Below are 23,848 nucleotides of genomic sequence, written 5' to 3' on the forward strand. Positions count from 1 at the left end.
CGCTCGGCGGAAGGTACTCTGGCCAACTCAGCGGCTCATCTCACCGGCGACCTTGCGGCCGGCGGCGTGTCGAGCCGCGACATAGCCGAACACCATTGAGCTCGCAATGCTTGCGCCCGCGCCGGGATATGTCCGGCCCATGACCGTGGCGGTGGTGTTGCCGGTCGCGTACAGCCCCTCAATGACCCGGTCCTGCTGGTCGAGCACCTGCGCATGTTCGTTGGTGATCACCCCGCCGCACGTCCCCACGTCCGCGGGAAAGACCTTGGTGGCGTAGTAGGGCGCGCGGTCCAGTGGACCCACCGCAGGGTTGGGCCGGTACCCGGGATCTCCGAGGCAGTCGTTGTACGCCGACTGACCCCGACCGAAATCAGGGTCCAAGCCCTTGGCCGCAAACTTGTTGAACCGCTGGACCGTTCGGATCAGCTCCGGCCCGGACAGGTCGATCTGGCGGGCCAGCTCGCTGAGTGTCGCAGCGCGCTTGACGGCGCCGCTGTCGATCAGCGCCCGGGGTAGGTGCTCGCGTTTGACCGGATTGGTACCGGCGACGTAGCGGCGCACGTACCCGTCGTCGAAGATCATCCAGCAGGGCACCGCCTTGTTGGCGTACATCGCCTTGCCGACCTCGACATAGGAATTGGACTCGTTGCAGAACCGCCGGCCGCCGGAGTCCACGTAGATGGCTCCGGGCCGCTGCCGTCCCGACCCCAGCGACGCGGCGGCAGCACCGCCGTTGGCGATGAACACCGAAGGGAGCCACCAGGCTTCGTCGAGCAGATCGGTCTTGGCCCCCAACCGCATCGCGGCCTGCAGCACCTCGCCGGTGTCGCCCGCGTTGGCGATCGACCACTGTCCATCGTTGGGCTGTTCGGCGCTGTACCGGCGACGCATGTCGGGGTTGTGCCCGAAACCCCCGGCGGCCAGCAGTACTCCCTTGCGCGCCTTAACGTTCTGGGTCACGCCGTCGCGGATGATGCGGGCACCGGCCACGCGTCCGTCTTCGACGATGAGGTCGTCCACGGCGGCGTTGGTCCACAGCGGTGGCTGGCCGCCGCTGAGTTCGATGAGCACCCTGAGCATCTGGCCGATCAATGACGCGCCGTTGGTCAGGATCTGCCGGCGCGCAAGGCGGGCGGCCCGGGTGCGGGCGAAGACCCGGGCAGCGACCGCGAACGCGCGAGGTGAACGATTGAAATACTGGACCGAGCGCAATTCGTTGGTCAGGACGACGTACCCGTAATTTCGGGCCAGTGGCGGCTGCACCTTGTCGTGCCAGGCGCCGAGTGCGGCGGCGTCGAACGGTATTCCCTCCACGGCGCGGCCGGACTCGTTGCCGCCCTTGTGATTCGGGTAGTAGTCGCTCCACCCGGCGCACCGGATCAAACGCACGCCTTTGCGGACGAGGAAATTGATCATTTCGTAACCGGCGGTCAGGAACATCTCCCGGCGCGCGGGGGAGGAGGGTGCGCCAATATCACCCACGACGTCCGACAGATAGGCCAGACCGTCCTCGTGGGAGTCCGCGATGCCCTCCGCTCGCATCAACGGGTTGTTGGGCAGCCAGACGATCCCCCCGGACAGTCCCGTCGAACCACCGACCAGAGACTGCTTTTCGACGATCAGCGGCTGCAGGCCGGCATCGAGTGCGGCCAGTCCCGCGACCATCCCCCCGCCGCCACTGCCCGCGATCACCAGGTCGACGCTGCGATGCCAATCGGTATTCACCGTGGTGCCCCTGCTGGCGACGCGCCGGCGGCTGTGAAGCCGAGATCGGCGATCGGCACGTCGATCGTGGTGTTGGTCTTCTGGATCGCCGGGACCAGCGCTTCATACGGCAGGTCGGCCAGGAAACCGTCGATGACGCGCTCGAAATTGGAGATCAGTCCCTCAATCTGGCTGGATAGCCGCATGTATTCGAATCCCTTCGAGTGCAATCCTTTTTGTTGCCGGGGCAGGTTGGAGAAGTCCTGGGCGGGGATGGGCGGCCAGCGCGGGTCATCGGGTGCCATGGGCCGCGGCGGGGTGGGCTTACCGGTGATCTGGTCCGGCGGAATCCGGGTGAGTGACCAGATCTCGAACAGCGTCTCCTCGGGCCCGAGCGGACGGATCCGATAGGACGAGGCGCTGCTGTATTGCGGCAGCAGGAAGTAGTGCGGAAAGCAGAACCCGATCGCGTCGACGATCCCGCGGCGCTGCAGGTCGTTGAGGTCGGGCATGTCGCAGCCCCGGGCTCGGTGCCAGGCGACCACGGCATCGTTGAGGGTGCTTTTCCACAGCGCCGTCGCCTCGGCGGGATCGGTTGGTAGCGTGATGTTTTGCAGGCCTTCTGCGATCCGGATGTCGTTCTCGTGGGTCATGCCGGCCATGCCTGCGCCGAGGGTGCGCATGAAGTACAGATTGCTTTGAATCAGGCCGGGCTTCGTCGATGCGGGCTGCGACGACGGCAGTAACTGAGGGTGCGTCTGCGGGACGTGATAGCCCTCCATGAAGGCCGCCATCGCGAGCTTCCAGTTCACCGGAAGTCGACACGATTGCCACCACTCCGTGCGCAGCGACTCCACCTTCCAGGCGTCGTAGATCGTCGCGAACGGTTCGAAGCAGTCACGCAGCGGGGGTGCGTCGTCATCGAGGTTGATCCACGCACACCCACCCCATAACTCGCATCGCACCGCGACGAGCGCCAGGTCTTCGGGATCCAGGTTGTGCTCGTCGAACGCCTCCGCTCGCAGCACGAAGGTGTTCCGTCCGTCGATGCCCCAGCACCAGCCGTGGAAGGGGCAGACGAAGGTGCGACGGGACCCGTTGCCCTCCACCAGCTTCACGCCACGGTGGCGGCATGCGTTGTGGTAGGCACGCACGGTGTCGGCATCGAGGCGGACCACGATGACGGACTGGTCGAGGATCTCGTACTCGACGAAGTCACCGGGTTTGGGGATCTCCTCGAGACGGCATGCCATCTGCCACACTCGCGGCCAGAACTTACGGGTTTCCAGCTCGTAGAACTGCGGGTCGTAGTAGCGCTGCTTGGGTATCCGGTCGGCGTCCTGCACCGCCCACGGCACCGGCAGCGGCGCCCAGTTCACATCCATGGCGTTCCCTCTATATCTATACGATTCGGGACATCCGTCCCTGCCAGTACCGGTCCCGGATTTGCCGCTTGTACAGCTTCCCGTTCGGGTCGCGAGGCAGCTCAGCGTCGAATTCGACGGTGCGCGGACATTTGTAGGCGGCCAGGTGGGCCCGGCAGTAGGCAATGAGTTCTGCCTCCAGCTCGGCGCCCGGCGCGATCGCCGGTGCTGGTTGCACCACGGCCCTGACCTCTTCGCCGAACTCGTCGTTAGGCACCCCGAACACCGCTGCGTCGAGCAATTTGGGATGCATGATCAAGTGGTTCTCCACTTCCTGCGGATAAATGTTGACCCCGCCGGAGACGATCATGAAGGTGGAGCGGTCGGTCAGATAGAGATAGCCGTCGGCGTCGAGGTAGCCCATGTCGCCCAAGGTGCGCCAACCGCGTTCGTTGTGTACCGACGCCGTTTTGGCGGGGTCTTTGAAGTACTCGAAGTCCGGGCCGCCCTCGAAATAGAGTTCGCCGGATTCGCCCACCGGCAGCTCGGTGCCGTCCTCACCGACGACGTGCACAGCGGTCATGGGGTTGCCCACCGAGCCCGGGTGCTCCAACCATTCCTGCGGCCCGATCGTCGTACCCGCGAAACCCTCGGTGCCGCCGTAGTACTCGTGAATGATGGGGCCGAACCAGTCCATCATCTGACGTTTGACGCCGACCGGGCAGGGGGCGGCCGCGTGAATCACACACCGCAGACTCGACACGTCGTAGCTGCTCCGAACTGCCGCCGGCAGCTTGAGCATCCGCACGAACATCGTCGGCACGAACTGGGCGTGGGTGACCCGGTGGGTCTCGATCAGCCGTAACACGGTCTCCGCGTCGAACCTGGGCATGATGATCGATGCCGCGCCAACGCGATTGACCGCCATCGTGTAGTTGACCCCGGCTGCGTGATACAGCGGCGCCGGGGACAGATACACGCTTGACGGGTTCATGCCGTACTTGTGAACGAGCGCCAACTCCAGCACCGCCTGCGCCCAGGATCCGTTGCCGTCCTCCGGCAGCGGGCGGCGCACCGCTTTGGGCCTGCCGGTGGTGCCCGAGGAGTAAAGCATCTCGCTACCGTCCATCAGGGGCGGGGCTTGCCCCGCCACGGCCAGCACATCCTCATACGACCGCCAGCCCGGCAGCTCGCCACCAACCGCCAAGTGCACGCGCACCGAGGAGTTGACCTCGCGGATATGCGAGGCCAGGGCGGTCATCGACCGATCCACGAACACCGCCTTCGCTTCGGAGTCGCCGATGACATAGGCGACCTCTCCCGGCGTGAAATGGGTGTTGACCGCGGTGTAGTAGAGACCGGAAAGCTGGCAGCCCCAGGTGATTTCGAGAAACTCCGGCCGGTTGGCAAGAATCACCGCCACACCGTCGCCGCGGCGCAGACCGGCCTCGTACAACGCCGCGGCGACCCGTTGGCTGCGGGCGTACAGCTCACCGAAGGAGATCACGCCGCCCGCAGTGATGAGTGCCGGCGACCGTGCGGCCGTTCTCGCGTGATCGGCGATGTTCACGGGTGGGTCTAGGTGCCGGCGCCGTCGGTCGATGCGGCCGCCGCAGCCTGCCGTCGCGCCTGTTCGGATGGCAGCACCTTGTCCCGGAAAACCGTCTGAATCAGCTCCTGCACGTCTTTGCTCAACGAGGCAAGGGCGACAAGGTCATTCGAGCTCTGCCAGTGCACCCGCATGCCCATCAGTTCCCAGGCCCGCTTCAGGTTGGCCTTAGTCGCCAGCAGGGTGGTCATCGGTGCCTGAGCGATGTGGCGAGCGATGGCCTCGACCCGATCATCGAGTTTTTCGCGGGGAACCACCTCGTTGACGAGTCCGACCTCCAGGGCTTTCCTGGCGTCAATGACCTCGGCGAGGTACAGGTAGTACGCCGCCCGGCGCCAGTTCATGAAGACCCACGGCTCAATCGAGCATTCTCCGGAGGGCATGCCGAATCCCTGCAGCGGGGGATAGGAGAAATAGGCATCTTCGGCGGCGATCACGATATCGGTGGTCAGCCCGTAGTGCGTGCCTCCGCCGACGCAGTAACCGTGCACCTGCGCGATGGTCGGTTTGGAGAACTCCCACAGGTTCATCACGGGCTTGACGAACAGGTCGGTCTGCGGCTTCCATGGCGTGCCCATCACTTTCGCGCCTTCGACGAATGCCGGATAGTCGACGGCGTTGTTGCCGATGGCGTGTCCCGAGCAGAAGCCCTTCCCGTTCGCCTTGAGCACCAGCACCTTGATGTCGTAGTCGCGGTCGGCGTCGAGCAACGCGGCATCGACTTCTTCGGCCAGTTTCTGATCCTGAGCATTGGCCTTCTCCGGCCAGTTCAGCGTGACACGCGCGATGGGACCTTCCTTTTCATAGATGATTCTTTCGCGAGTCTCGTTGAGGTCCATGGCTTTCAATACCTTTCACTATGAGGTGATGACGCCGATCTCGGTGCCGATGTCGTAAGTCGTTCCGATCTGGCCGGTCCACCGCACGGTGCCCGATGCCCCGGCTTCGATCTCCTGTTCCACCTTCTCGGTGGCGATCACGTAGATTGGCGTGCCCTCGTCGACATGCTCGCCGGCCGCCACCAGTAGCTCGGTGAGCTCGGCCTCCGAGACGGCGACCGACACCCGCGGGATCCGGATCACGAAGTCAGCCATGCGCCCTGGCCTTCTCCAAAGTCAGCCGCGCAGCCGCCACGATCCGGGCCGGCGACGGGTAAACATGTGCCTCCAGCGCCGCCGCGGCCGGTGCGGGGACGAACCTGGCGCCGACACGCTGGATGGGAGCGGCCAATTCCCCGAACAACTCTAAAGACAGGATGGCGGCGACCTCGGCCCCCGGTCCGGCGAACTGCACGGCGTCGTGCACGATCACGACGCGCCGGGTACGGCGCGCGGATTCGACGATGGTGTCGACGTCGAGCGGGAGCAGGGTACGCAGGTCGACCACCTCCGCACTGACGCCCTGCTCGTGCAGAGTGGCCGCGGCGGCCAGCGCGTCGTGCACGGCGCGTCCGTAACCGATCAGGCTCACGTCGGTGCCGGACCACTTGATGTCGGCCTGGCCCAGGGGAATTGCGAAGCCGGGATCCACCGGCACCGGACCCTTCCTGCCCTGCAGCCGGATGGTTTCGACGAACAGACACGGATCTTCGTCGAAGATGGCCGAGGTGAGTAGGCCTTTGGCGTCCCGCGGTGTGGACGGCACGATGACCTTCATCCCGGGGATGTGCATGAACCAGGCCTCCAGCGACTGCGAGTGCGTCGCACCAGTGGCCAGACCCGCGTACACCTGGGTGCGGATCGTGATGGGCGCGGTTGTCCGGCCGGCGGTCATGAACCGCAACTTGGCAGCGTTGTTGATCAGCTGGTCGGCGGCGATGCCGATGAAATCCATGATCATGATCTCGGCCACCGGCAGCAGGCCGTCGATGGCGGCACCGATCGCGGCACCGACGATCCCCGCTTCCGAGATCGGCGTATCCAGTACCCGGTCGTGGCCGTACTTCGTCGACAACCCGGCGGTGGGCCCCGACGCGCCGGGATCGGCGATGTCCTCACCGAGCAGGAACACTCGTTCGTCGGCCCCCAAAGCCTGATCCAGCGCGAGGTTCAGCGCCTCGCGCATGCTCATCTCTCGTTCTTCCATGGCGGGTCGATTCCTCAGCCGGGGAACTTGATCGGGGTGGCATACACATCGCGGTCCAATTCGTCGATCGACGGTGGATCGGCACCCAGCACGGTGTCCAGAGCGGTTTGGACCGCCGCTTGAGCGTCGGCGTCAACGCGGTCGAGTTCGTCGGCGGTGCAGATGCCCGCTGCCACCAGCTGATCGCGGAATCGTGGCACCGGGTCGGCGGCCATGGCTGCGGCGAGTTGGTCCTTCGGGATGTACGACATCCGGTCGCCGAAGTAGTGTCCGCGGAAGCGGAATGTCACGCATTCGATGAACGTGGGACCGCCGCCGCGGCGCGCCCGGCCCAGCGCCTGCACCAGTGCCGATTGAACCGCAAGCGGGTCGTTGCCGTCGACGCGGACACCGGGTATGCCGTACCCCGCGGCCCGATCGGCCACCTGAGGGATCTTCATCGTGGCCGAGGTCGGCGTCATCTCGGCGTACAGGTTGTTCTGGCAGACGAACACCAACGGTAGATCCCACAGCGCGGCCATGTTCGCGGCCTCGTGGAACGAACCGGTGTTGGTGGCGCCGTCACCGAAGCTCACTACCGTAACCCGTTGCAGCCCTTTACGTTGAGCCGCCATGGCAAGGCCGACAGCAACGGGTGGGCCGGCCCCGACGATCCCGGTGGAAAGCATCACCCCCTTGTCCGGGTCGGCGATGTGCATGGTGCCGCCCTTGCCCCGGCCGGCGCCCACGACGCGGCCCATCATCTCGCCGTAGATCTCTTCCAGCGCCACGCCTTTGCCGATGAGATCGTGCAGCCCACGGTAAGTGGTCACCAACTGATCGTCGGGGCGCAGCGTCACACCCATCGCCGCCGCGATGGCTTCCTGGCCGCGCGACGGCCAGTACACGCACATGAACTCCCCGGTGCTGATGCCCCTGGACAGCCGGTCGTCGGCGGCCTTCATCAACACCATCAGCTCATAGAGACGGCGCTCGTTCACCAAGTGCCTCCAGTTCCGTTGCCCGGCATCGGTTATGAGCCCGACCAGGGTTTGACTTTGAGGAAGCCGCCGGCGTCCACCCGCAACTGCTGGCCGGTGATGTAGCGAGCAGCGTCAGAAGCCAGGAACAGCACCGCCTCGCTGATGTCTTCTGGTTCCACGTAAGGAACCGGCATCGCCTGCACCAACGGAAAAATCGGCTCGACGTCCTCGCGGGCCGGGTTGGCCAGGTCGGGCCGGAACGCCCGGTACATCGGTGCGCTGTGCAGCATGTCGGTGTTTACGTTGGTGGGATGCACCGCGTTCATGCGGATGGAGAACGGTGCCAGTGCCCGCGCGAAGTCGTTGACGTAATGTGCCGCGGCGATTTTCGCGAACGCGTAGCCGGCGCCGCCGGGACCCCCATCGATTCCGGTGGTGTTCATCGACGACATGAAGGCGGCGTTGGATCCGATGACGATGATGGACGCGCCGGCCCGCAGATGTTTGAGGGCGGCGTGCACCAGGTTCAGCACGCCGCCCAGATCGACGTCGACAGCGTCGGCGAAGGCCTGGGGCGGCAAGCCGGCAGTCAGCGGGCAGATCCCGGCGTTGGCGACCACGATGTCCAGACGGCCGAACTCGGCGACGCCCTCGTCGATCGCGGCCGACACGGCAACGCGGTCACGAACGTCGGCGATGGCCGAATACGCCCGCCGACCTTCCTTCTCGACCAGGCGTACCGTCTCGTCGAGATCCTGCGGCCGGGCCAGCGGATACTCGTTGGTCTCGATATCTGCGCACAGGTCGATCGCGATGACGTCGGCGCCTTCGGCGGCCAGCATCCGCGCATGCGAGCGGCCCTGCCCCCGCGCCGCTCCACTGATGACGGCAACCTTTCCGGTAACTCGGCCCACGTCGCGCCCCCTAGCCCGCCCCTTGTCGGCATGATCGCCGTTGTGTCCCAACATCTCTGGTCATGAGGTTGCTCCCGGCGCGACGTGCGAGCTCCGCAGGCGGAGTTCGGGGATCGGACCAGCGGTCGGCTCCATCGCATCTCTCCCACGGGCAGCCGTGCCCGAGCGGGTATGGCTGCGGTCGGGCTATCAATATGCCTTACAGTAGCTAGAATATCTAAAATAGCAAGAAAGCAACCCAGGGGGTCGACCATGGCGGGCATGCTCAGCGGTGTGCGGGTTGTCGAGCTGGCATCGTGGACATACGTTCCGTCCGCGGGAGTCGCCCTGGCGGACTGGGGCGCCGACGTCATCAAGGTTGAAGGAGTCGCCTCCGGTGATCCCGGACGCGCGTTGGTGGTCGGTGGATTCACGCGCCAGGCAGCGCGTGCCGACGTCGACTTCATCCTGGAGTTGAGCAACCGGGGCAAACGCAGCATCGCGATCGACATCAAGACCGACACCGGTCGCGAATTGTTCGGCCGCTTGCTGGCTTCGGCGGATGTTTTCCTGACCAATTGGCTGCCCGGTGCACTCGAGCGCGCCCGGTTGACGGTCAAGGACATCCGCTCCTTCAATCCCCGGATCATCATCGCCAGGGGCACCGGCCTGGGAGTGCGTGGTCCCGACCGTGACCGCGGCGGCTTCGACGCCGCCACCTATCTGGCACGCGGCGGAGTGGCGTATACGCTCACCCCCTTCGGCACCGAGAACCCGGCGGTGCAGGGGCCCGCGTTCGGGGACCTGCAAGGCGGAGCGACGCTGGCCGGGGGGGTGTGTGCAGCTTTGTTCCACCGGGAGCGGACCGGCGAGCCGAGCATTGTCGACTCCTCACTGCTGGCGCAGGCGATGTGGGCGATCGCGCCGTCGATTTCGGTTGCCGATCTGTTCGATATCGACGGAATCCCGGGGGCGCCACCCGGATTGGCCATCAACCCGCTGGTGGCGAGGTACCGGACCAAGGACAACCGCTGGATCCAGCTGGTGTTCCTGCAACCCGACAAGTTCTGGGCCGGCTTCTGCCGGCGCATGGGCTTGGCCGAAGTGGTCAACGATCCGCGTTTCGTGCCGTCGTCGAACCTGATCGCGAACGCCGCAGAGGCAACGGCCATCTTCACCAAGGCTTTTGCCGACCATGACCTGGCACACTGGCGGCAGGTGCTGGCAGATGAACCCGGCGTGTGGGGAGCCCTCGCGACACCGCGCGAGACCCTCAACGACCCGCAGGTGGAACCCAACGGCTACGTCGTGACCAACGTCGACGACAGTGGGGAGAAGTACCGGATCGTCGCTGCGCCAGTGCAATTCAACGAAACGCCGCCGGCCCCGAGCCGGGCGCCCGAACACGGCCAGCACACCGAGGAGATCCTGCTGGAACTCGATGTGGACTGGGACCAGATCGCCCGGGCCAAGGACGTCAAGGCCATCCTGTGACCTCGGGGCACGACGACTGAGGGAAATGCACGGTCCGACGCCCTGGTCGCGATACTCTTTGCCGAAGTTCGACGACGGCTAAGCGGAGGCATTGTGTCGTATCTCAGCGCGACGCCGGATTTTCTGACGGCAGCGGCTTCGGATCTGGCGAGCCTCGGCTCCTCGTTGACTGCGGCCAATGCGACGGCAGCCGCGCCGACAACCGCACAGCTGGCCGCCGCGGCCGATGAGGTATCGGCCGCTGTCGCGGCATTGTTCGGTGACCACGCCCGCGCTTACCAGGTGCTGAGCATGCAGGCCGCGACGTTCCACGATCGGTTCGTACAGGCGCTATCGGCCAGTGCCGGCAGCTATGCCCTGGCCGAGGCGGCCAACGCCACGCCACTGGCCGCGCAGTCGATCGCCGAGGACCTGCTCGATCTCATCAATGCACCCACCCAACTGCTGCTCGGCCGACCGCTGATCGGCAACGGCGCCGACGGGGTTAACGGAACCGGCGCGAACGGGGGCGATGGCGGGTTGCTGTGGGGCAACGGGGGCAACGGGGGAGCCGGTGCAAACAACCAGGGTGGTGGCAACGGCGGCAGCGCCGGTCTGTTCGGTAACGGGGGTAATGGGGGAGCCGCGGGCAACGCCACCGCGGCCGGACTGCCAGGCCCCACCGGCGGAGCCGGCGGAAGCGGCGGATTGCTCTGGGGCAACGGAGGTTTCGGCGGGGCAGGCGGTAACGGCGGTGCCCCGGTCACCGGCAGTATCGTGGGCACCGCCGGCGGCTCGGGCGGCAACGGCGGCGGAGCCGGCCTGTTCTACGGGTTCGGCGGGGCGGGTGGCGCCGGCGGGACCGGCGGAGCGGCGCCACTGCCCGGCCCTACCCAGACCATCCTGTCCGCCGGCGGCGCCGGTGGGTCCGGCGGGGCCGGGGGCGCAAGCGCGGCCTTGTTCGGATACGGCGGCGCCGGAGGCACCGGAGGAGCCGGCGGACCGAGTGACACCTCCCTGGCGACCAACAGCCTGGGCGGCTACGGCGGCCAAGGGGGTGGCGGTGGTCAAAGCGGCCTGCTCTACGGCGCACCCGGCACCGGGGGAATGGGCGGCGCCGGGGGCACCGGCGCCGGGACGCCGCTCAGCGGCAACGCCGGGGGGCATGGTGGCGCCGGCGGGAACGGCGGCGCCCTCGGTCTATTCGGTAACGGCGCAGCCGGCGGCAATGGCGGCGTTGGCGGCAGCGGCGGCAGCGGCACCGCCTCGGGAGGCAACGGCGGCGTCGGCGGCCTGGGTGGCCAGGGCAGCCCCGGAGGCCTGCTTGCCGGCAACGGCGGGCTGGGCGGCAGCGGTGGGGCCGGAGGCGACGGCGGCGCCGGACCTGTCGCGGGCTACGCCGGCTCCGGCGGCTTCGCCGGCGGTGGCGGTGACGCCTCGTTGTTGGGGGCCGGGGGTCATGGTGGCAGCGGCGGCGGCATCGGCATCATCGGAAAAACCGACGCTCCTATCCTCAGTCAACGTCCGGTCGGCGGCCTGGGCGGCAACGGCGGCCGCGGCGGACTGCTGTTCGGGACGGGCGGCGACGGGGGCGACGGCGGTGCCACCAGCGTCGGCGGGGTGCTGTATGCGGGTGGAGGCGCCGGCGGCAACGGGGGCTGGGTGTTCGGCAACGGCGGCAATGGCGGCGCCGGCGGCGCGGGCGGTACGAACAGCATCGCGGCCGGCGGCGCCGGCGGTAACGGCGCTTACCTGTTCGGTAGCGGCGGTGCGGGCGGGGCGGCCGGCGCGGGCGGCGTCGGCACCGGAGGTGGCGGTGGCGGGGGCGGGTTGCTGTTCGGCAATGGCGGCGCCGGCGGCAGCGGCGCACAGGGCGGCGCGGGCGCTGGTGGTGCGGGCGGCAACGCCATTCTGATCGGCAACGGCGGCAACGGTGGGGCGGGCACCGGCGGCGCACCCGGCGGTCCGGGCGGTAGGGGAGGCCTGTTGTTGGGTCAGAATGGAACAAACGGACCCAACTGACAGACCGCGCCGTCGATTGCCGGCGGGTTGCGGCAATCGGGCGCGTGTTCGCATAAGGTGACGGCGTGAATTCCGGCCGCGAGCAACGTTCGGTTGGCCAGGTCAGGCTGGACACGTCGGGCCGGCTGCAGCGATACGAACAGGCATTCGCCGACGTCGACCCCCCGTTTGCATTCATCGACCTCGACGCGATGTGGGGCAACGCCCGCCAGATGCTTGCCCGCGCCGGCGACAAGCCGATCCGGGTGGCGTCGAAATCGCTGCGCTGCAGGCCGATCCAACGCGAGATCCTGGACTCCGATCAGCGCTTCGACGGGCTGATGACATTCACCCTGCGCGAGACGCTGTGGCTGACCGGCCACGGCTTCCGGAATCTGCTGCTCGCTTACCCCAGCTCTGATCGCGCCGCGCTGCGCGAACTCGGCGAAATCACCGCCGCAGACCCCGATGGTGCGCCGATCGTGATGGTCGATTGCCTCGACCATCTCGACCTGATCGAAAGTGTCACCGACCGGCCGGTGCGGTTGTGCCTGGACCTCGACGCCGGATACTGGCCGGCGGGCGGGCGGGTGAAGATCGGTCCCAAACGCTCGCCGGTGCATACCCCTGAGCAGGCGCATGCACTCGCCGTCGAGATCGCGCGTCGGCCGGCTCTGAAGCTGGTCGCGCTGATGTCCTATGAGGGCCACATCGCCGGGGTGGGCGACCACGTCACCGGCAGGCGCGTGCAGAACGCTCTCGTCGGCTGGATGCAGCGCCGGTCGATCGCCGAATTACGGGACCGCCGAGCCCGCGCGGTGGAGCTGGTGCGCGAGGTCGCCGACCTCGAGCTCGTCAATGCCGGGGGGACGGGCGACTTGCAGCTGGTGGCCCGGGAACCGGCAATGACCGAGGCGACCGCCGGTTCCGGCTTCTACGCCCCGACATCATTCGACTCCTACTCGTCGTTCACCCTGCAACCCGCGGCCATCTTCGCGCTGCCGGTGTCGCGTCGGCCGGATGCGGCGACGGTGACCGCTCTGGGCGGCGGTTATCTTGCCAGTGGCGTCGGCGCCAAAGACCGGATGCCCACCCCGTACCTCCCAGAAGGGCTGAAGCTCGATCCGATGGAGGGTACCGGCGAAGTCCAGACGCCGCTGACCGGTGCCGCGGCGCGGCGGCTGAAGATCGGTGACAAGGTGTACTTCCGGCACACCAAGGCCGGCGAACTGTGTGAGCGGTTCGATCGCCTGCATCTGGTGCGCGGCGCCGCGATAGTCGACACGGTCCCGACCTACCGGGGTGAAGGGTGCACGTTCCTCTAATGCGCATACGGGAGTTGCCATGACCACAATCACCGCAGGACCGACCGAACTGGAGACACTGCGCGAAGTCGTTGAGACGCTCGCGCCGATCGAGCGTGCCGCGGGCGCGCCGGGGGAGCGGCAGGCAGCCGTCTGGATCGTCGAGCGGCTGCGCACCGCGGGAGCACGCCGGGCCCGCATTGAGGAAGAGCAGTTCTACGACGGCTACCCGCGGCTGCACGCCAAACTGTCCGCCGTCGGGATCGCGGCGGCCGCCGCCGGCCTGGTCAGCCGCCGTCTGCGGGCACCGGCCGCGCTGGCGGGGTTCGGGGCGGGGCTGGCCATCGCCGACGACTGCTCCAATGGTGCGCGGCTGGTGCGCAAGGCCCTGCACAACTCCCGCACCACCTGGAACGTGGTGGCCGAGGCCGGTGATCCGTCCGGAGCGCACACTCTGGTGGTGTGTGCACACCACGACGCCGCGCACAGCGGCAGGTTCTTCGATTCCCGACTTCAGGAGTTCGCGGTGGCACGGTTCCCCGGCATCGTTGAGCGCATCGACACTTCATTGCCCAGCTGGTGGCCGGCGATCTTCGCTCCCGCCCTAGCCGGGGCCGGCGCGCTGCGCGGCAGCCGCGCGATGATGCTTGCCGGTGCAGCGATGAGCGCCGTAGGGGTGGCCACGTTCGCCGACATCGCCCGCAGCCCAATCGTTCCCGGGGCCAACGACAACCTTTCGGCGGTCGCGCTTCTGGTCGCTTTGGCCGAGAGATTGCGCGACCGGCCGGTCCAGGGCGTGCGGGTGCTGCTGGTGTCGTTAGGCGCCGAGGAGCAATTGCAAGGCGGCATCTACGGATTTCTGGCACGCCACAAACCCGAACTCGACCCCGAGCACACGTACTTCCTGAACTTCGACACCGTTGGCTCCCCCGAGCTCATCATGCTCGAAGGCGAGGGCACCACGGTCATGGAGGATTACTTCTACCGGCCCTTCCGTGACCTGGTGAGCCGGGCCGCCGAACGCGCCGGCGCGCCGCTGCGGCGCGGCATGCGATCGCGCAGCAGCACCGACGCCGTGCTGATGAGCCGCGCCGGATATCCCACCGCGTGCTTCTCTTCCATCGACCGCCACAAGGCCTTGTCCAACTATCACCAGATGTCGGACACCCCGGAAAACCTGGTGTACCAGACCGTGATTCACGCGGTTACGGTCGCCGAGTCGGTAGCACGGGAGCTGGTGCGATGAGCACATGGAGAAACTGGGCCGGTGACCAGATCTGTGCGCCGACCTTGATAGAGCGGCCAGCCTCGGAGGCCGAGCTGGCAGACATCGTTTCCCGCGCGGCGCGCAGAGGTGAGCCTGTCCGAGCGGTGGGCAGCGGCCACTCGTTCACCGATTGTGCCTGCACCGACGGCGTGATGATCGACATGACCGGTCTGCAGCGGGTGATCGACGTCGACTCGTCGAACGGAGTGGCGACGGTGGAGGGCGGCGCCAGGTTGCATCCACTGTTCGCCGAGCTGGCAGCGCACGGCTTCGGTATCGAGAACCAGGGCGACATCGACAAGCAGTCGATCACCGGAGCCACGGCCACCGCGACGCACGGCACTGGGGCAAGATTCAAAAACGTTTCGGCACAGATTGTCTCGGCACGAATCGTCACGGCCACCGGTGATGTGGTGGAGGTGTCCGAGGGCGATGACTATCTGGCGGCGCGGGTGTCCCTCGGTGCCTTGGGCGTGATCTCGCAGGTCACCCTCAAAGTGGTGCCGCTGTTCACGTTGCACCGTGAGGACGAGCTGCGACCGCTGTCCACGACCCTCGACCGGCTCGACGCCGATGTCGACGGCAACGACCACTTCGAGTTCTTCGTGTTCCCCTACGGAGACACCGCGCTGACCCGCACCACCCGCCGGAGCAACGAAGAGCCCCGGCCGGGTCCGGAATGGAAGAAGAGCCTCGGTGAACAGCTCGAAAACACCGTCCTCAATCTGATCTGCCGCACCGGGCGCCGAGTCCCGAGCGCGGCACCCCGACTGAACCGGCTGATCACCAGCCTGATGTCACCGTCGAGCGTGCAGGATCGCGGGTGGAAGGTCTACGCGAGCGCACGCAACGTCAAGTTCACGGAGATGGAGTACGCGATTCCCCGCGAGCACGGGCGGGCGGCGGTGCAGCGCGTGATCGACCTGGTGCGTCGGCGCAACCTGCCGATCATGTTTCCCCTGGAGGTGCGCTTCAGTGCCCCCGATGACGCGTTCCTGTCCACGGCGAACGGTCGCGACACCTGCTATATCGCGGTGCACCAGTTCAGCGGTATGGAGTTCGAAACGTATTTCCGGGCCGTCGAGGAGATCATGGACTCCTACCAGGGTCGCCCGCACTGGGGCAAGCGGCACTACCAGACGGCCGCCACGTTGCGCGGGCGCTATCCGGACTGGGATCGCTTCATCGCGGTTCGCGATCGCCTTGACCCCGACCGCGTCTTCCGTAACGACTACACCCGGCGGGTGCTGGGAGACTGAGCGGCAGTTGACGAACGGCCCCACCTGGGGGGACCAAAGTCATTGGCTCTCAATATGGTGCTGACGCGGGGCTGCGGTGGCCGTAGGTTTACGACCGGGAGCGAACATGACTGAATTTCTTCGCAACAGCGACGCCTTCACCTGGGCGATGGAAAGCGATCCCCGGCTGCGGTCGACGGTGGTCAGCGTGGTGTTGCTGGACCGCGCTCCGGACTGGGCCGACGTACGCGAGCGTTTCGATCGGCTCAGCCGTAACGTGCCGATGTTTCGGCAACGCGTTGTCCAGTCGCCGCCCCCGGCCCCACCCCGGTGGGAGCCGGACCCTTACTTCGACCTCGACTACCACATGCGGCGAACGTCAGTCGGCGGATCCGGAACGCTCGACGACGTACTTGAAATGGCCCGACTGGCCGAAATGCAAGATTTCGACCGGGCCAGGGCGCTGTGGGAGACGACCCTCGTGGAGGGTTTGCAGGATGGTGGCACGGCCGTGATCTGCAAGTTCCACCACGCCCTGACCGACGGGGTGGGCGGGGTCCAGATCGCGATGAACCTGTTCGACCTCTCCGAAGAGCACTACCGGCCCGACCCGCTTCCGGCCGAACCGCACGTGTCCGCGTCCACCTGGCTGGACGGTTACCGAGATACTCTGCGCTACAACGCTTCTCTGCTCGGGCACGCGATAGCGGGCACGGCCAGGCGGGCACCGCGGCTGGTGTATGACGGTATCCGGCGCCCGCTCGCGACGGCACGCTCTGCGGCGGCCAACGCCGCTTCGGTCTACCGGACCGTGCGGCCGTTTAACCGGACCGGCTCGCCGTTGACCACCGAACGCAGCCTCATCCGCCGGCTCAGCGTGCACGACGTGTCGCGACCCGCGTTGCGTGAGGCGGCCCACCGGTGCGGTGGCGCGTTGAACGATGCATTCGTCGCCGGCGTCGCCGGTGGCCTGCGCCTATACCACGAGAAACACGGCGTCGCCGTTGGCGACCTGCACCTGACGATGCCGATCAGCTTGCGCACCAAAGCCGACGACATGGGTGGCAACAAGATCACCCTGATGCGGTTCGACGTCCCGGTCGGGGAGCCTGATCCGGCGCGCCGGATCAGGGATATACACGAACGCGTCGGCGCGGTGCGCAACGAAAGGTCGCTGCCGCACACCCAACTGATCGCGGGCATGCTCAACCTGATGCCGCGGTGGTACATCGGGTCCGTGCTGCGTCACGTGGACTTTCTGACCAGTGATGTGCCGGGGATCCCGGTGCCGGTGTTTCTGGGCGGCGCGGCGGTGCGCGGGCAGTACGCTTTCGGCCCGACGATCGGCGCGTCCGTCAACGTCACGCTGTTGTCTTATGTGGATAACTGCGCGCTGGGCATCAACGTGGACACCGCGGCGATTCCTGACGCCGACGTGTTCCATGACGCCCTGGTCGCCGGCTTCGATGAAGTGCTCGCGCTCGCCGAGTGATCGGTATCAGCATCCTTACAGCTGCATATCGAAATGGGTGGCGCTCTGGCGTTAACGCCCAGACCCGCAAATCATTGCACGGTGCGCTGATTGCGGCGCGCCGCCGGCGAGATGTCTTCACCTGCAAGCGTTCCGCTGGTGGAGGTATCGGTTGGAGGTAGAAAGGTATGACGGCAACCTGGGCTCCTACCCATAACTCGAGTGATCCGAACTCGAGCCGCATTCTCGACACCGCGCGTGGCATTCTCATCGGCCTGCGGCGGTGCCGTTCCGGCACGGCCTTCGACGAGTTGCACGGCGCAGCACAGCGGCACCGGGTCCCCGTGTACGCGATGGCCTGGGCGCTGGTCCACCTGGCCGGGGAGGGGGAGGAGACGCCCAGTTTCACCGACGCCCAATCTGCTGCACGGCGCGAATGGGGCGAACTGTTCACCGATTCCGCCGTATCGACCCGCTGACGGGAACGCCGGCGCCGACCGCGCGGCCGCGGTAAGGGGAAGTACCGTGGCTACCGATCAACGGGCCCAGACGGGGGATTCGGCGGCGGCGCGCAATGCGGCGACGATCTGCTCCTCCTTCTGCATGAATCGCTCCGTCGGAGTGGGCACCGAGATCGCGATCACGTTGTCGCCCAACGACCGTCGCGCGATCGCGGCCGCCGAGATACCCGGTGTGTGTTCGTCACGATCGAATGCTATTCCAGTGGAGCGGATTTCGCCGATCTCGCGGCCCAGTGCAGCAGCGACCCCGGGCGACATCCGGGATAACGCGGCGTTTGCGTCGGCCTCGTCGAGGGCCGCGAGTGCCGCTTTGCCGTTGGCCGTGCCGGCGAGCGGGAAACGGACTCCGATCGCCGAAACCGCACGCAAGCGGTGCGACGACTCGATCTGGTCGACGAACCACATCCGCTGGCCGCGTAGCACCGACAGGTCGACGGTCTCCCCGTCGGTGGCTGCGGCCACCCGCTCGATGGTCGGGCGGAACAGCGCCGCGATGTGCGCACCGGTGGCACTGCCGAAGCCGAGCAGCCGATCGCCAAGGGAGAAGCGGCCATTCGAATCGACACTGACCAACCCCACCTCGACCAGGCCGACGAGCAGCCGCCGAACCGTCGACTTGGCCAACCCCAGGCGCTCGCCCAGATCGACCAGGCGCAGCTGCCCCGGCTCGGCGGCGATCTCGTCCAGTGCCGCCGCCGCGCGCCGCAGCACCTGGATGCCTTCGTCGCGATTCGTTGGCGAAGTCCGTTCCGTTCGGGCCACGCTTCCACTATAGTGGGCCGCATCGCGGACTATAAAGAACCGAAATAGGGATCAAGGGAGTTCCAGATGAGCGCGCTGCCTGCCGGGCGACACTTTTTCCGTGGCGATGACGGGTACGAAACAGCGCGACGCGACAGCGTCTGGCATCAGCGGGTACCCGACCGCTATCCCGAAGTGATCGTGCAGGCCGTCGATGCTGACGACATCAAAGCCGGGCTGGCTTACGCGAAGGCCCACGGCCATAAGGTCAGCATCAAATCCGGTGGGCACAGCTTCGCGGCCAGCCATCTGCGCGACGGCGCTGTGTTGCTGGACGTGAGCCGTCTGGACCACGCGTCGATCGATGCCGACACGATGACGGCAGTCGCCGGCCCGGGGAAGGGCGGCAGCCTGCTGATGGCCGACCTGCAGGCACAGAATCTGTTCTTTCCCGGCGGCCACTGCAAGGGCGTCTGCCTGGGCGGTTATCTCCTGCAGGGCGGGTACGGCTGGAACAGCCGGGTTTACGGGCCGGCGTGCGAGAGCGTCACCGCACTCGACGTCATCACCGCCGACGGCGAGCAAGTCCACTGCGACGCAGACAATCATCCCGAGCTTTATTGGGCCGCGCGCGGCGCCGGGCCGGGCTTCTTCGGCGTCGTGACCTCCTTCTACCTGAAGTTGTATCCGCGCCCGGCGGTCTGTGGCACCAGCGTGTATGTCTACCCCCTAGAGGTCGCCGACGAGGTGTACACCTGGGCGCGCAACGTCAGCGCGGACGTGGACCGTCGCGTCGAGATGCAGATCATCGCGACGGCCAGCGTTCCCGAGATGGGGCTGGACATTCCGGCCATCGTGATGGCGTCACCGGCGTTTGCCGACACCGAGGACGAGGCCAAGCAGGCCCTGGCGGTGTTCGAGACGTGCCCGGTCATCGACCGCGCTCTCGTCAAAAATCCCTATATGCCAACGGATCTGCCTACCTGGTACGACGTCGTGATGACGCACTACCTGGCCGATCACCGCTATACCGCCGACAATATGTGGACATCGGCGTCGGCGGAGGAACTGCTGCCGGGCATCCGCAACATCGTGAACACCCTGCCACCGTCGCCGTCGCACTTCCTGTGGCTGAACTGGGGGCCGTCGCCCGCCCGGCAGGACATGGCCTACAGCGTGGAGGACGAGATCTACCTCGCGCTGTACGGCTCGTGGAAAGACCCCGCCGACGACGAGAAGTACGGCGACTGGGCACGATCCAGTATGGCGGCGATGTCCCACCTCGCGACCGGCATTCAGCTCGCCGACGAGAATCTGGGCCAGCGCCCCGCCCGGTTCGCCACCGATGAGGCGATGGCCCGTTTAGACCGAGCCCGCACCACCTATGACCCCGACCGGCTGTTCAACAGCTGGATGGGACGGATCTGATGACCGGCGACCTCTACCTCGGCTACCGAGGCGACGACGCGGACACCCCGTTCGGCAAATTCTTCAAGCCCGAAATGGCGCCGCTGCCACAACATGTGGTGGAGGCGCTGCAGCACGGGCCGCAAGGAGGCATGGCACTGTTGGCGTTCGACGATGCCGCCAGCGTCGGAGAAGACGGCTACCAGCAGACCGAGAACGGTTACGGAGTTCTCGACGACGGCAGTTATCAGGTGTCGGTGCGCACCGACATGCCCGGCGTCACACCGGCGATGTGGTCCTGGTGGTTCGGTTGGCACGGCTGCGACAGCCGCCGATACAAGCTGTGGCACCCACGAGCTCACCTGTCGGCCGCGTGGAAGGACGGTGATGACGCCGGCCGGCAGGGGGCGCAACGCTACATCGGCCGCTGGTCGATGATCAACGAGTACATCGGTTCGTCGATGCTCAGTGGCGCAATACAATTCGTCGCGCCCACGGAAATGGGTCTAGCGGCCGACAGCGCCGACGCGGTGGCGGTCTGTGCTCGGCTGGGCTCGGGCGACGCGCCGGTGGACGTCGGCTGGTTCATCCATCACATCCGCTCGACGCAGGCCGGTTCCGAGATGCGATCGCGCTTCTGGATGGGCGGAGCGCACATAGCGGTTCGCAACGCGCCAGGAGTCGCGTCGAAGGCGGTGCGCCCCATCGCCTCACGCATCCTGGGCAACGCCGAAACCAGCGGACGCAACCTGCTGGTGCACTGCGCGCAGGAGATGAACCACCTGGCCGGTTTCCTGCCCGAGCTCTACGACAGCTTCGGCAACGAGTAGGGCGCCTAATGGCGCTGGTAAGCCGGCGCGACGAACTTCTCCACCAGCTGGCGTTCGACCTCGTCACTTTCGGCCGGCCAGTACATGAGCGACAGTACGACCCGAACGGCCCACTCGGCGGGCGCGGGATCGTCGCGCGGCAACCCGGCGAGTTCTGCTGCAAACTCGGTAAGGAGCGGCATCTGGGCGAGCCATGAGACCTCGCGGGTGCCGCCGCGGACCGAGGCGATCATCAACCGGCAAAGTGGCTCCGAACGGATTGCTCGGACCGTCGCCAGTATGGCGCAGCTGACTCGCTCCGTTCCGCTGATCGAATCGACTTGGGAGCGCACGGAAGCGGTGATGCGAGCCGCGACCCTGGCAACAACACCGTCGCGAATCTGACTCTTGCCCCCCACATAGCGGTAGATGGTCGCGCGCGAACAGTGCACTCGACTGGCCAGCTCGTCGAGGTTGAGTTCGTTGATCCCGCTGTGCGCCATCAGGTCGATCGCAACTTCGTAGATGCGTTCGACGGCGGCCGCGCGTCGATCGCCACCCACCAGCCAATCATCCCTAGGCACTGGTCACGTCTCATTTCCGTAGCGAGCCGCAAGAGTGGCTTCAGCCGTGCGACGAACGTAACACCTCTTCTTTCGCACTCACCGCCGCTTGAAGTAAGGAGGCGAAGGGTGAACTCCGAGGCCGGCCCTTCCCCGTGAGGGGTTCCGAGTGTTAGTGAGCGGCCTGATAGGCCGGCCCGACGAACGTCTCCACGAGATGTCGTTCGGCCTCATCATTTTGCGCCGGCCAGAAGAGCAGGGACAGGACGACACGAATCACCCACTTCGGGGCCTGAGGATCTCCGCCGGTGAGGCCAGCCAGGTCGGTGGCGAACTTGGCAGTCAGCGGCGACTCGGCGAGCCAGGCCACCTGGCGGGTGCCTCCGCGGATCGAGCTGATCATCAGCTGGCACAGCGGGTCGGACCGGATCTGTTGCAGGGTCAACAGGATCGACTCGACGAGCCGCTCTGTGCCACCGAGCGTGGCGACCGCCGAGCGTACGGACTCGACGATGCGTTCCGCGGTCCGCTGGACGACGGCGTTGCGGATCTCGGTCTTGCCGCCCACATAGCGGTAGATCGTCGCGCGCGAGCAGTGGACCTTTATGGAGAGCTTGTCGATGTCGAGTCCGTTGAGTCCATCGTGGGCGATGAGTTCGGTCGCGGCGTCGTAAATGCGTTCGGCCGCCGCGGTGCGGCGTTCGCCTCCCACCAGCCAATCGTCAGCAGGCACTGGTCTGGGTGTCCTTACTTCCTCGGCAACTATTTCTAACGTTGAGACGAAGTTAGCACCTTTCCGCACGATCGACGCAGGTCACAATATCGCGCTGAGACAAACCCGAATTAGTCCCTCCCCGAGCCGTGTCAACTTACCGCCAGGCCGTTGACCTGCAGTTTTCCAGCCGTAATGATTCCAGCACCTCTTGTCGAAGGTGAGCGCGACGACGCGTTAGAAATGCGTGGCGGCGCTGGATCAGCTTGGCAAGAACACCAAACCGGCGACGGCACGCGGTCGGCGAAAGCCAATCCGTGGCGTCGGCGTCACGCCGCATCAGAAAGGTCGGGCGATGAACTTCTCGGTATTGCCGCCGGAAATCAACTCCGCGCGGATCCTTGCGGGAGCAGGTGCCGAACCGTTGATCGCAACGGCGACTTCCTGGGTCGGCCTGGCGGAAGAGTTGGGCTCGGCGGCGAGCTCTTTCCAAGCGGTGGCGGCGAGTTTGGTCGGTGGCTCGTGGCAAGGGCCGTCCTCGGCGGCGATGGCGGCGGCGGCAGCCCCGTACGCGGGTTGGCTGTCAGCTGCGGCCGCCCAAGCCGAACAGACGGCCGCGCAGGCCAGCGCCATGGTGGCACAGTTCGAAGCGGTCCGATCGGCGATCGTGCAGCCGATAGTGGTGGCGGCGAACCGCGCAAACCTAGTATCCCTCATCACGTCGAATCTATTTGGGCAAAACGCTCCGGCCATCGCCGCCACGGAGGCGGCATACGAGGCGATGTGGGCCCAAGATGTCTCGGCCATGGCCGCGTACCACGCCGGGGCATCGGCCGTGGTGTCGGCGTTGACGCCGTTCACCCAGTCTCTGCGGGGTCTGGCCGGCCTACCCGGGCAACTGGCTGCCGGCGCACCGTCGGCCCTTTCTGCCGCCGCGACGCCGAACCTCGGCCTAAAGAACGTCTTGGGCGGAGTCAACCTGGGTAGCGGCAATCTCGGCGCAAGCAATGTCGGTTTCGGAAACCTGGGCAGCGAAAACTTCGGTTTTTCCAACCGCGGCGACTACAACACGGGTTTCGGCAACACCGGTAGCAGAAATTTCGGGTTCGGGAATACGGGCAGCAATAACGTCGGTATCGGCCTCACCGGTACCGGTCAGGTCGGTATCGGCCTACTTAACTCGGGTGCCGGCAACTTCGGCCTGTTCAACTCGGGCACCGGAAATGTCGGTTTGTTCAACTCGGGCACCGGCAATATCGGCATCGGAAACTCCGGCAGCGGAAACATGGGTTTCCTGAATTCTGGACTCGGGAATTTCGGCGCCGGCAATCCGGGCGTTTACAATTCTGGATTCCTGAATACGGGTGCTTTCAACACCGGTAGCTTCAATGCGGGTGATGCCAACACCGGCAACTTCAACGCGGGAAGCTTGAACACCGGCAATTTCAACCCGGGCTGGTCGAACACGGGCTCATTCAATATGGGTGCTTCGAATACCGGGTGGTTTAATTCGGGCGATATCAACACCGGTGTCCTTAACGGCGGGATTGGTAACAATGGCCTGCTCAACACCGGCTCGTGGAACACCGGGGCCTTCTACCCCGGCATCGGGCAGGGCAGCCTGCACTTCACCGTTGCGTCGCCCGATCTGACCCTGCCGCCACTTCAGATACCGAGCATTTCGGTTCCATCCTTCCAACTGCCCTCCGTCGCGGTGCCCTCGC

21 protein-coding genes are annotated in these 23,848 nt (G+C 66.4%); 10 read left to right on the forward strand and 11 right to left on the reverse strand.

Features of this window, described 5'->3' with window-relative positions:
- Positions 1 to 27 precede the first annotated feature (27 nt).
- The 8 genes from ACX9NE_RS19180 to ACX9NE_RS19215 are packed head-to-tail and all read right to left on the reverse strand — an operon-like array spanning position 28 to position 8,638.
- A complete protein-coding gene (locus ACX9NE_RS19180) occupies positions 28 to 1,725 on the reverse strand; it encodes an FAD-binding protein (RefSeq protein WP_459362528.1) in 1,698 nt (565 codons plus the stop codon).
- Positions 1,722 to 3,089, reverse strand: coding sequence for an aromatic ring-hydroxylating oxygenase subunit alpha (locus ACX9NE_RS19185; protein WP_459362527.1), 1,368 nt, complete (start codon positions 3,087 to 3,089; stop codon positions 1,722 to 1,724). The genes ACX9NE_RS19180 and ACX9NE_RS19185 overlap by 4 nt, the downstream gene beginning before the upstream one ends.
- Before the next feature lie 16 nt (positions 3,090 to 3,105).
- Entirely contained in the window at positions 3,106 to 4,638 is a 1,533-nt protein-coding gene (locus ACX9NE_RS19190) for an acyl-CoA synthetase (protein WP_459362526.1), read from the reverse strand.
- A gap of 8 nt (positions 4,639 to 4,646) precedes the next feature.
- Positions 4,647 to 5,516: an enoyl-CoA hydratase/isomerase family protein gene (locus ACX9NE_RS19195; protein ID WP_459362525.1), complete on the reverse strand. Its 870-nt coding sequence runs from the start codon at positions 5,514 to 5,516 to the stop codon at positions 4,647 to 4,649.
- Positions 5,517 to 5,534: 18 nt separating this feature from the next.
- Positions 5,535 to 5,771 carry a biotin/lipoyl-containing protein gene (locus ACX9NE_RS19200; protein WP_459362524.1) on the reverse strand — a complete coding sequence of 79 codons (237 nt, stop codon included), beginning with the start codon at positions 5,769 to 5,771 and terminating at the stop codon, positions 5,535 to 5,537.
- On the reverse strand, positions 5,764 to 6,762 hold the full coding sequence (locus tag ACX9NE_RS19205) for an alpha-ketoacid dehydrogenase subunit beta (protein ID WP_459362523.1): 999 nt from the start codon (positions 6,760 to 6,762) through the stop codon (positions 5,764 to 5,766). Before ACX9NE_RS19205 ends, ACX9NE_RS19200 begins: the two co-directional genes overlap by 8 nt.
- Before the next feature lie 14 nt (positions 6,763 to 6,776).
- A complete protein-coding gene (locus ACX9NE_RS19210) occupies positions 6,777 to 7,715 on the reverse strand; it encodes a thiamine pyrophosphate-dependent dehydrogenase E1 component subunit alpha (RefSeq protein WP_459362656.1) in 939 nt (312 codons plus the stop codon).
- Positions 7,716 to 7,774: 59 nt separating this feature from the next.
- The gene (locus ACX9NE_RS19215; RefSeq protein WP_459362522.1) at positions 7,775 to 8,638 is read right to left on the reverse strand and encodes a mycofactocin-coupled SDR family oxidoreductase; all 864 of its coding nucleotides are present in this window, start codon (positions 8,636 to 8,638) and stop codon (positions 7,775 to 7,777) included.
- Positions 8,639 to 8,890: 252 nt separating this feature from the next.
- On the opposite strand from ACX9NE_RS19215, the gene ACX9NE_RS19220 reads away from it, so the two are divergent.
- From ACX9NE_RS19220 to ACX9NE_RS19250, 7 genes are all read left to right on the forward strand, one after another.
- On the forward strand, positions 8,891 to 10,111 hold the full coding sequence (locus ACX9NE_RS19220; protein WP_459362521.1) for a CaiB/BaiF CoA transferase family protein: 1,221 nt from the start codon (positions 8,891 to 8,893) through the stop codon (positions 10,109 to 10,111).
- Between the two features lie 93 nt (positions 10,112 to 10,204).
- Complete coding sequence (locus ACX9NE_RS19225) at positions 10,205 to 12,112, forward strand: PE family protein (protein ID WP_459362520.1); 1,908 nt, start codon at positions 10,205 to 10,207, stop codon at positions 12,110 to 12,112.
- Positions 12,113 to 12,177: 65 nt separating this feature from the next.
- Positions 12,178 to 13,416: an amino acid deaminase/aldolase gene (locus tag ACX9NE_RS19230; protein WP_459362519.1), complete on the forward strand. Its 1,239-nt coding sequence runs from the start codon at positions 12,178 to 12,180 to the stop codon at positions 13,414 to 13,416.
- Between the two features lie 19 nt (positions 13,417 to 13,435).
- On the forward strand, positions 13,436 to 14,641 hold the full coding sequence (locus ACX9NE_RS19235; protein WP_459362518.1) for a M28 family metallopeptidase: 1,206 nt from the start codon (positions 13,436 to 13,438) through the stop codon (positions 14,639 to 14,641).
- Positions 14,638 to 15,921, forward strand: a complete 1,284-nt coding sequence (locus ACX9NE_RS19240; protein ID WP_459362517.1) for a D-arabinono-1,4-lactone oxidase — start codon at positions 14,638 to 14,640, stop codon at positions 15,919 to 15,921. The genes ACX9NE_RS19235 and ACX9NE_RS19240 overlap by 4 nt, the downstream gene beginning before the upstream one ends.
- A gap of 106 nt (positions 15,922 to 16,027) precedes the next feature.
- The gene (locus ACX9NE_RS19245) at positions 16,028 to 17,392 is read left to right on the forward strand and encodes a wax ester/triacylglycerol synthase domain-containing protein (protein WP_459362516.1); all 1,365 of its coding nucleotides are present in this window, start codon (positions 16,028 to 16,030) and stop codon (positions 17,390 to 17,392) included.
- A gap of 167 nt (positions 17,393 to 17,559) precedes the next feature.
- Positions 17,560 to 17,850 carry an ANTAR domain-containing protein gene (locus ACX9NE_RS19250; RefSeq protein ID WP_459362515.1) on the forward strand — a complete coding sequence of 97 codons (291 nt, stop codon included), beginning with the start codon at positions 17,560 to 17,562 and terminating at the stop codon, positions 17,848 to 17,850.
- Positions 17,851 to 17,907: 57 nt separating this feature from the next.
- On the opposite strand, the gene ACX9NE_RS19255 is transcribed toward ACX9NE_RS19250, so the two are convergent.
- Entirely contained in the window at positions 17,908 to 18,654 is a 747-nt protein-coding gene (locus ACX9NE_RS19255) for an IclR family transcriptional regulator (protein ID WP_459362514.1), read from the reverse strand.
- A 66-nt stretch (positions 18,655 to 18,720) separates the two neighbouring features.
- On the opposite strand from ACX9NE_RS19255, the gene ACX9NE_RS19260 reads away from it, so the two are divergent.
- Positions 18,721 to 20,061, forward strand: coding sequence for an FAD-binding oxidoreductase (locus ACX9NE_RS19260; RefSeq protein WP_459362513.1), 1,341 nt, complete (start codon positions 18,721 to 18,723; stop codon positions 20,059 to 20,061).
- Entirely contained in the window at positions 20,061 to 20,870 is an 810-nt protein-coding gene (locus ACX9NE_RS19265) for a DAPG hydrolase family protein (RefSeq protein ID WP_459362512.1), read from the forward strand. Before ACX9NE_RS19260 ends, ACX9NE_RS19265 begins: the two co-directional genes overlap by 1 nt.
- Before the next feature lie 5 nt (positions 20,871 to 20,875).
- Here the strand turns inward: ACX9NE_RS19265 and ACX9NE_RS19270 are convergent, their stop codons facing one another.
- Together ACX9NE_RS19270 and ACX9NE_RS19275 are read right to left on the reverse strand one after the other, a co-directional pair.
- The gene (locus tag ACX9NE_RS19270) at positions 20,876 to 21,433 is read right to left on the reverse strand and encodes a TetR/AcrR family transcriptional regulator (protein WP_459362511.1); all 558 of its coding nucleotides are present in this window, start codon (positions 21,431 to 21,433) and stop codon (positions 20,876 to 20,878) included.
- Between the two features lie 151 nt (positions 21,434 to 21,584).
- Positions 21,585 to 22,145 (reverse strand): TetR/AcrR family transcriptional regulator, encoded by a 561-nt coding sequence (locus tag ACX9NE_RS19275; protein WP_459362510.1) that lies wholly within the window; start codon positions 22,143 to 22,145, stop codon positions 21,585 to 21,587.
- 334 nt (positions 22,146 to 22,479) lie between these two features.
- Between ACX9NE_RS19275 and ACX9NE_RS19280 the strand changes: the two genes are divergently transcribed.
- Positions 22,480 to 23,848, forward strand: a 1,369-nt coding sequence (locus ACX9NE_RS19280; RefSeq protein WP_459370747.1) for a PPE family protein, incomplete at its 3' end; no start/stop codon positions are given.

The organism is Mycobacterium sp. ML4, from assembly GCF_054515735.1.

Bases quoted from the DNA above. Each gene is read 5' to 3' on its own strand.
- ACX9NE_RS19185 (WP_459362527.1), bottom strand. From the start codon at position 3,089: ATGGATGTGAACTGGGCGCCGCTGCCGGTGCCGTGGGCGGTGCAGGAC.
- ACX9NE_RS19195 (WP_459362525.1), bottom strand. From the start codon at position 5,516: ATGGACCTCAACGAGACTCGCGAAAGAATCATCTATGAAAAGGAAGGT.
- ACX9NE_RS19200 (WP_459362524.1), bottom strand. From the start codon at position 5,771: ATGGCTGACTTCGTGATCCGGATCCCGCGGGTGTCGGTCGCCGTCTCG.
- ACX9NE_RS19205 (WP_459362523.1), bottom strand. From the start codon at position 6,762: ATGGAAGAACGAGAGATGAGCATGCGCGAGGCGCTGAACCTCGCGCTG.
- ACX9NE_RS19210 (WP_459362656.1), bottom strand. From the start codon at position 7,715: ATGGTGTTGATGAAGGCCGCCGACGACCGGCTGTCCAGGGGCATCAGC.
- ACX9NE_RS19220 (WP_459362521.1), top strand. From the start codon at position 8,891: ATGGCGGGCATGCTCAGCGGTGTGCGGGTTGTCGAGCTGGCATCGTGG.
- ACX9NE_RS19235 (WP_459362518.1), top strand. From the start codon at position 13,436: ATGACCACAATCACCGCAGGACCGACCGAACTGGAGACACTGCGCGAA.
- ACX9NE_RS19240 (WP_459362517.1), top strand. From the start codon at position 14,638: ATGAGCACATGGAGAAACTGGGCCGGTGACCAGATCTGTGCGCCGACC.
- ACX9NE_RS19245 (WP_459362516.1), top strand. From the start codon at position 16,028: ATGACTGAATTTCTTCGCAACAGCGACGCCTTCACCTGGGCGATGGAA.
- ACX9NE_RS19250 (WP_459362515.1), top strand. From the start codon at position 17,560: ATGACGGCAACCTGGGCTCCTACCCATAACTCGAGTGATCCGAACTCG.
- ACX9NE_RS19260 (WP_459362513.1), top strand. From the start codon at position 18,721: ATGAGCGCGCTGCCTGCCGGGCGACACTTTTTCCGTGGCGATGACGGG.
- ACX9NE_RS19265 (WP_459362512.1), top strand. From the start codon at position 20,061: ATGACCGGCGACCTCTACCTCGGCTACCGAGGCGACGACGCGGACACC.